The organism is Bradyrhizobium sp., assembly GCF_030693485.1.
Taxonomy (GTDB): domain Bacteria; phylum Pseudomonadota; class Alphaproteobacteria; order Rhizobiales; family Xanthobacteraceae; genus Bradyrhizobium.
This window is the reverse complement of sequence record NZ_JAUYAN010000101.1, coordinates 20,667-27,899: the sequence shown is the minus strand read 5'-3', so window position 1 is coordinate 27,899 and position 7,233 is coordinate 20,667. Positions and strand designations below refer to the sequence as shown.

6 protein-coding genes are annotated in these 7,233 nt (G+C 65.3%); 2 read left to right on the top strand and 4 right to left on the bottom strand.

Annotated elements, in window-relative coordinates:
• The coding region (locus Q8N40_RS07735; protein ID WP_305711397.1) for an OB-fold nucleic acid binding domain-containing protein at nt 1-421 on the top strand (421 nt) is incomplete at its 5' end.
• Nucleotides 422-968: 547 nt separating this feature from the next.
• Here the strand turns inward: Q8N40_RS07735 and Q8N40_RS07730 are convergent.
• The 3 genes from Q8N40_RS07730 to Q8N40_RS07720 form a co-directional block, all read right to left on the bottom strand.
• Entirely contained in the window at nt 969-1,277 is a 309-nt protein-coding gene (locus Q8N40_RS07730) for a c-type cytochrome (RefSeq protein WP_305711396.1), read from the bottom strand.
• Nucleotides 1,278-1,367: 90 nt separating this feature from the next.
• On the bottom strand, nt 1,368-2,633 hold the full coding sequence (locus tag Q8N40_RS07725; RefSeq protein ID WP_305711395.1) for a sorbosone dehydrogenase family protein: 1,266 nt from the start codon (nt 2,631-2,633) through the stop codon (nt 1,368-1,370).
• A 541-nt stretch (nt 2,634-3,174) separates the two neighbouring features.
• The gene (locus Q8N40_RS07720) at nt 3,175-3,945 is read right to left on the bottom strand and encodes an SDR family NAD(P)-dependent oxidoreductase (protein WP_305711394.1); all 771 of its coding nucleotides are present in this window, start codon (nt 3,943-3,945) and stop codon (nt 3,175-3,177) included.
• Nucleotides 3,946-4,288: 343 nt separating this feature from the next.
• Here Q8N40_RS07720 and Q8N40_RS07715 point away from each other — a divergent pair, with 343 nt between their 5' ends.
• Nucleotides 4,289-5,686, top strand: a complete 1,398-nt coding sequence (locus Q8N40_RS07715; protein WP_305711393.1) for a CoA transferase — start codon at nt 4,289-4,291, stop codon at nt 5,684-5,686.
• Between the two features lie 14 nt (nt 5,687-5,700).
• Here Q8N40_RS07715 and Q8N40_RS07710 read toward each other — a convergent pair whose 3' ends face one another.
• The gene (locus tag Q8N40_RS07710; RefSeq protein ID WP_305711392.1) at nt 5,701-7,119 is read right to left on the bottom strand and encodes a TolC family outer membrane protein; all 1,419 of its coding nucleotides are present in this window, start codon (nt 7,117-7,119) and stop codon (nt 5,701-5,703) included.
• Nucleotides 7,120-7,233: the final 114 nt, after the last annotated feature.

Genomic DNA, 7,233 nt, shown 5'->3' with positions numbered 1-7,233 from the left:
CAGAAAGCGTGTCCGCTGCGCCGGCGTGGTGCTGGTGCGGCAGCGGCCGGGCAGCGCCAAGGGTGTGGTGTTCATGACGCTGGAGGACGAAACCGGCATCGCCAATATCGTGGTGTGGCCGAAGGTGATGGAAGAGTTCCGCAAGGAAGTGATGGGCGCGCGGCTCGTTCTGGTCGAGGGCTATATCCAGAGCAGCCCCGAACAGGTGACGCATCTGGTCGCGCAACGCCTCACTGACCGCTCGCACGATCTGGTCGGCCTCGCCAACGACGCGCTCGGCCGCAAGCCTGCGGTGCCGACAGGTCCCGCGCTGATCGAACCGCTCAATGACGATCGGCGCGGGCATCCGGACAATCCCGCCCAGAAAATCCGCCATCCCCGGAATGTGCGGATCCTGCCGCCGTCAAGGGATTTTCATTGAGGCGTTCTCGAACGAAGTGGATTCCGGCTCTGGCGAGCGCGCCGCGAATTCTTCAGCGGAGTTTTCCCGCTTCCACACTTGTAGAAGTGCGGTCACTTGGGAAGCCGGAAGTGTTGGTGGAGATAGAAACGATCGCCTATTTTGGTACGAGTTGAAGTCACCGTCGACATCTCCACCGCCACCGCCACCGCCAAATTGCACTTCGTGGGTCCAGCCAGTTCCACGTGGCCCAACGCCCGCCCGCCAGCCTCTATCCCTTGTGCGCGAGTCGCATAAGCGGATATGCGTCAATGCTGCGGGGCGCGATGCCGAATGCTGGCGCTGGCGCACGCCGGCACCGCCGCGAACGCGATCGTCACGGCGGTCACCATCGTCACACAGAGTCGAGGTCCGTTGCACATCCGCGTCCTCGACGGGCGCTGCGAAGGCGCCCGGCGCCACGGGTGCACGCCTTGCCCCGCGAAGTTGGCCCAGCTGCGGGCCGGCCGGTCCGGCCGGGCAACGAGGGGACGCCGCCCCCCGACGAAAGGCGGTCGGCGCGGGACGTCTAGAGCGAAAGCAGGTACTTCACGATCGCTTTCGCTTCGGCTTCGGAGACCTGCGGCTGCGGCGGCATCACGTCGTTGCCCCAGACCCCGGTGCCGCCCTTGCGGATCTTCTTCACGAGCTTCTGGGTGGCCGTCTTGTCGTTGGCGTACTTCGCCAGGATTTCCGTGAAGTTCGGACCGTACTTCCGTTTGTCCAGGCTGTGGCAGGCCAGGCAGTTCTTCTTGACGACCAGGTCGTAGTCAGCCTGCGCAGGCGCCGCGGCACCGGCTAGGCCGGCGACGACGAGCCACTTCAACAGAATCTGCATCAACACGTCTCTGGGTTCGGAGCAATGCGCCCGGGGCGCGGGGAACGACCCGACGCGCCGCCGGGCGGCGGCGCGTCGGGTCGACGGCCGTTACTGCGGCGTCACGCGGATGATGTTGCCCTGGTCCTCGAGCGCCACGTACAGGTCCCCGTCGGGCCCCTGCGAGCACCCGCGGAAACGACCGGTCGCGGTCGGCCATGACACTTGGGTACGGGTCGCCTTGAGGCCGTCCGGGCTGATCTTCAGCGCGTCGAGCCGGTTGCCGACCGCTGTGCCGTGGATGCCGATGCCGGAATACCCGACGATCATCTGTCCGTCCCAGTCCTTCCACTTCGAGCCGGACAGGAACGTGTTGCAGAACATGCCCTGCGAGAGCCCGGTGTTGTTCCAGGCCGGCTTCATCGCCTTGGGATAGGTCTTGAGATCGGTCATCGGCATGAAGGCCGCCCGCTTCGCCGGTTCCATCGCTCCCATCTGGTTCGGCGAGTAGCCGCAGTAGTCGTCCGGGCAGTCCTTGCGGCCGGCCATGTTCGGCCGGGGATCCCAGCCCGCATTGCCGCCGTTTTCGAGTGCGGTCACCTCGTCGCTGTGCCACGGGCCGTTCTCTGCGGTGAACGGCCGGTTGTCGCCCGGCCGGAACGCAATGCCCTGCGGATTGCGGTGGCCGTACGTGTAGATCCGCGGGTCGAAGCCGGCCGGCGGCTTGTTGCCGGGGGCCGCCTTGCCGTCGCGGTCGATGCGCAGCACCTTGCCGCCGATGTACGTCGGGCTCTGCGGCCCGGTGCCCAGGTGGTTGTCGCCCGTCGTCACGTAGAGGAAGCCGTCGCCGGGACTGAAGCGGATGCGGCCACCATTGTGTGCGCCGGGTCCGCCGAACGGATGCTTCGACGCCTTGGGCTTGTAGCCGATGTCGCCGACGATGTCGGTCCGGTCGGACACCTGCGTCTTCTCCTCGTTCACCTTGAAGCGCATCACACGGTTGCCGAGCTTGTCGTTGAGCTTCGAGCTCGAGTAGACGTAGAGGTAGCGGTTGCTATCGAACGACGGATCGACCGCGACGCCCATCATGCCGGCCTGTCCGTCGCAGAACAGGTCGGCGCTCGATGAGTTGTATCCGCTCGTGCCCCCCAAGCCGTGCAGCTTGTTGATCGTGCCGTTGGGCATCCGCACCGACAGGCCCTTGCACTTCTCGGTGAAGAACATCGTGCCGTCCTTCAGCCAGGCCATGTCCCACGGCAGTTCGAGCTTGCCCACGTAGACCTCGGTTGACAGCAGCGGCGCTGCCGTGAGCGCGCTGGCCGATACCGCCAGCCCTGCCGCCACTATGGCGGTCTTCAGGATTCCCCCCATGGTCATCATCTCCTCCTTTCGTTTATCGTTTATCGTTTATCGATGTGCGTCCGCACGGCTCGTGTCCTGTCCGGGCAGGAGTGGCGAGCGCTTGGTAGTCGCCTATCGGCCACTATGCTGATCCTCGATGGGGACTTGAGTCAACTTCTTGTTGTGCGGCCTGTGGTCCCGATTTCTGTCGCCGGACCGCTTGGATATGGCCAAATAAGTGCCTGCCATCTGTACAACCTACCGGGACGCTGTTTTGTTGCGGTGCATGAGGTTTTCCTCATCGCCCTTTTCGGAAGCTCGGCCCTGCTGCGTGATGTCCGCTCTTGGGGGGAAGAGCGGAAGTCCACTCTTTGCACGGTCAGGGCTGTTCCTTGGCTGGTTTTGGCTGCGGCATTGCAACATGAAACGCTCGCCATGTCCGAAAAGTGGTCATTCGTGTCCGGTTGGTCGCTTCGGTCGATGTCCGTTATGGGAGCACATCCGCACGTACCCGTTCGCGATTGATGCGATAGCCCAACTGCATTTCAATCTTGCATGCTTCCAGTTTCTCAGACCCTCAAAAATTCACGCGGTTGGAGATAGCGCCGTCGACGATCAGGTTCGAACCTGTCGTAAACGAGGAGGCCGGGCTCGCCAGGAATATGGCCGCGTTGGCGATTTCCTGCGGCGTGGCCATGCGTCCCGTCGGATTGCGCTTGAGCGTATCCTGATAACGCTGGGGCATGTTCTGCTCGACCATGTTCCAGACGCCGCCCTTGAAATAGACCGTGCCCGGCGACACCACGTTGACGCGGATTTTCTTGCCCGCGTATTGCCGCGCCAGTCCCTTCGCCATGTGCACCAGGGCCGCCTTGATCGGACCGTACGAACTGGCATTGTCTGCCTGCGCCGCCGAAATTGACGAGATGATGATAAAGGCGGCGTCGCCGTTGTTCTCGCCGCTGGCCTCGAGGAACGGGCGGGCGGCCTCGAACGCGTTGACCGCGCCCAGCACGTCGAGCCGGAAGTTCTGCTCCCACGAGGCGGGATCGCCGCCCTGCGCCATGGCGCCGGCATTGGAAAACAGCATGTCGATGCTGCCCAGCTCCCGGGCGGCGCCAGCGATCCACGACGCCAGCGCGGCGCCGTCGGTGATATCGACGGACGCGCCGGTTGCCCGCACGCCCCGGTTTTTCAGCTCGGCAACCGTGTTCGCAACCTGCTCCCCGTTGCGGGCACAGACAGCCACGCCGGCGCCTTCGCCAGCCAGCGTATCGGCGATCGCGCGTCCAATACCGCGCGTGCCCCCGAGCACTACCGCGTTTCTTCCCTTCAAACCCAAGTCCATGTGTGACTTCCCCTGTTGACCCGCGACATCCCTGATGACGGATCGTAGCACGCCGGCATTGACGCAGGCCAATCCGGGGGCGGCGCAATCGTGCGGCACCATCGGGTTGATCTGGCAAGTGTGACTACCCGAGCGGGCAAATCACTGCATGTTTTCTGAAACGCCTGTCCAGCCCCTTCTGAAAAACCTCGGGCTAATCGCGCCGCGAGATTTAAGCGCATGTCTGGCTGTTCGAAAGCACCCCCGGCCCTCATCGCCCGACGATCCAGGTTAGACCGATGGCAGCCGTTGCATCTTCCGGCATGGTGAGGCAGAGGTGGGAAAGTCAGGGAAGAGTGATGCCATGCAAAGTCCCCGCGAAATCCTCGCCGACATCTGGACGCAGGCCGGCGGCGATGCCGCCGCGCTCGATGCCATCACGCTGAGCGGCGAAGAACCGCAGTTGCCGTCGTCGTTTCGCGTCGCCGCCGCGGCGCAGGCCGCGATCGCCGCGACCGGATTGGCCGCCGCGCAGATCTGGCAATTGCGCAGCGGGCAAAGCCAGGATGTCACGGTCGACATGCGTCATGCCGTCGTCGAATGTCGCAGCGAACGTTACCTTCGTGCCGATGGCAAGGGACCGCCGCCGGCCTGGGACGCCATCGCCGGCATTTACAAAACCCGTGATGCGCGTTTCGTGCGGCTGCACACCAATTTTCCGCATCACCGCGCCGCCGTCTGCATGGTGCTGAACTGCAGACCCGAGCGCGACGAGGTCCAGACCGCGCTGCTGCAGTGGGACGCCGAGGCGTTCGAGACCGCCGCCTATGTCGCCGGCGGCGTGGTCGCGATGATGCGCTCGCACGATGAGTGGTCGGCGCTTCCGCAGGCCAAAGCGCTCACCGAACTGCCGCTGGTATCGATCGAAAAAATCGGCAATGCCGCACCCAAACCATGGCCCAAAGGCGATCGCCCGCTGGCGGGGCTGCGCGTGCTGGACCTGTCGCGGGTGATCGCGGGTCCCGTCGCGGGCCGGACGCTCGCGGCGCACGGTGCCGACGTTCTGCTGATCTCCGGTCCCGACCTGCCGGCAATCCCCTGGCTCGCCATCGATACCGGCCGCGGCAAGTTGACCAGTTTTGTCGAGCTCAAGAGCGAGCAGGGGCGAAGCGTATTGCGCGACCTGCTGGCGAGTGCGGATATTTTCTCGCAGGGCTATCGCCCGCGCGCGCTGGCGGCGCTCGGCTTCTCGCCGGAGGACGCGGCGAAAATCAATCCCGGCATCGTCTATGTGTCGCTGTCGGCCTATGGCCATGCCGGGCCATGGGCCGAGCGCCGCGGTTTCGACTCGCTGGTGCAGACTGCGACCGGCTTCAATCACGCCGAAGGCCTGGCCGCCGGGGTGGAAGGTCCGAAGGAGCTGCCGGCGCAAATGCTCGACCACGCCACCGGCTACCTGATGGCGTTCGGCGCCATGATGGCGAAGGCGCGCCAGGCGCGCGAAGGCGGCAGCTGGCACGTCCGCGTATCGCTGGCGCGGACCGGGCGATGGCTGTGGAATCTGGGCCGCGTGGCTGACGGTATTACGACCGAGGACTTGAAGGGTGACGCGATCAGACCGTTTGTGCAGGAGGTGCCCTCGGGCTTCGGTCCGTTGTGGTCGGTCAGCCATTCCGCCGTGCTGTCGAAAACGCCGGCGTTCTGGGCCCGTCCGGCGATGCCGCTTGGCAGTCATCCGCCGCAATGGCCGGCGCGCCCCTGAAAATCCGTTCGGGCCTACTGTCCCGACGGCGTGCGCAGACCGTGCCAGGCGTCGCGCACCTGATGGTAATGTACTTCCGGCAGATAGTCCGGGGTGTTGAGCGACAACGTCTTGACGTCGAGCTTGCCGATGGCGCTGAGCAGCGTGTAGGAGGCGATGACCCGCTCGCGCTGGGCGCCGATCAGCCGGGCTTTCGCCAGCGTCAGATCCTGCTGCGAGTTCAGCACGTCGAGCGTGGTGCGCTGGCCGCCTTGCGCTTCCCTGCCGACGCCCTGCAGCGCGATCGTTGCGGCCCGCACTTCGGCTTCGGAAGCGGCTACCGCGACCTTGGCGCCTTCATGGGAAACCCACGCGGCGACTGCCGCGGTGCGCGCCTGGTTGCGGACATGGTCGAGCACGAGCCGGCTTTGCGCCGCCAGTTCCTTGGACTGCCGGGTCTGCGAGGCGCCGGTGCCGCCGTCATAGATCGGCGCGTTGAGCTGGCCGACCACGGAGGCCTGGTCGGTCCCGAACGTGCCCAGCGTGGGATCGCTGTCGCGGCTGCGGCTGACGCTGCCTTGCAAGGTGATGGTCGGCAGCAGGCTGCTCTCGGCGACGCGAATGGTGGTGGAGGCGACGTCGACGTCGAAGGCCGCGGCCAGTACCGCCGGATGTTGTTTGAAGGCAAGGCCGGTGGCGTCGTCGCGGCTGCGCGGCAAATAGCGGTCGACGGTTTCGGCGGGCCGCAACTGCGATGGCGGATTGCCGATCACCTGGGCATAGGTCGCCTGGCTGATCGCGAGATTGACCTCGGCGGCATTGAGATCGGCGCGCCCGCGGCTGAGCCGCGCGTCGGCCTGTGCGGTATCGGTCGGCGTCACGTCGCCGGCATTGAGACGCTTCTGGACGATGCCCTGCGTTTCCTGCAGGAACGCGACGTTGACGCGTTGCGCCTCGACCAGCGACTGATTGGCCAGCACGTTGGTATAGGCGGTGACGGCGTCGAGCAGCACGCCCTGGCCGACATTGCGCAGGGCTTCGCGCCCGGCCTGCACCTGCAGCTCCGCGACGCGGACGCTGTTGGCGGTCTTGAAACCATTGAACAGGGTTTGCGTCACCGTCACCCCGACGGTCCACGGCTTCAGGTTCGCCGACTGGAACGTGTTGCCCGGCAGCAGGTCGCGCACCGCCTGCAGCCCCGCGCCGAGACTGGCGACGATCTGCGGCCGGTAGCCGGCCAGCGCCTGCGGCACATTCTCATCGGTGGCGCGTTGCCGCGCCCGTTCCGCATTGAGCACCGGATTGGTCTGGTAGGCCTTGGCCAGAGCCTCGGGCAGGTTTTCGCTATGGGCTGCGGAAGCCGCAAATCCGACGCAAACCACCACGCCAAGGCAAATGCCCGATCGAAGCACACGCCTTGCCACATCGCCTACTTTTGCGGCACGCCCAACCATATGATCCCGCAAATACTTCCGGTCGTCCGCCCCCGCCGACGCCTTGGTGTTTACTGTTTAGAGGCCGCTGCCGCTACAGGCAAACAGTCGCGCACCGAAACTTGATTCAGTGCT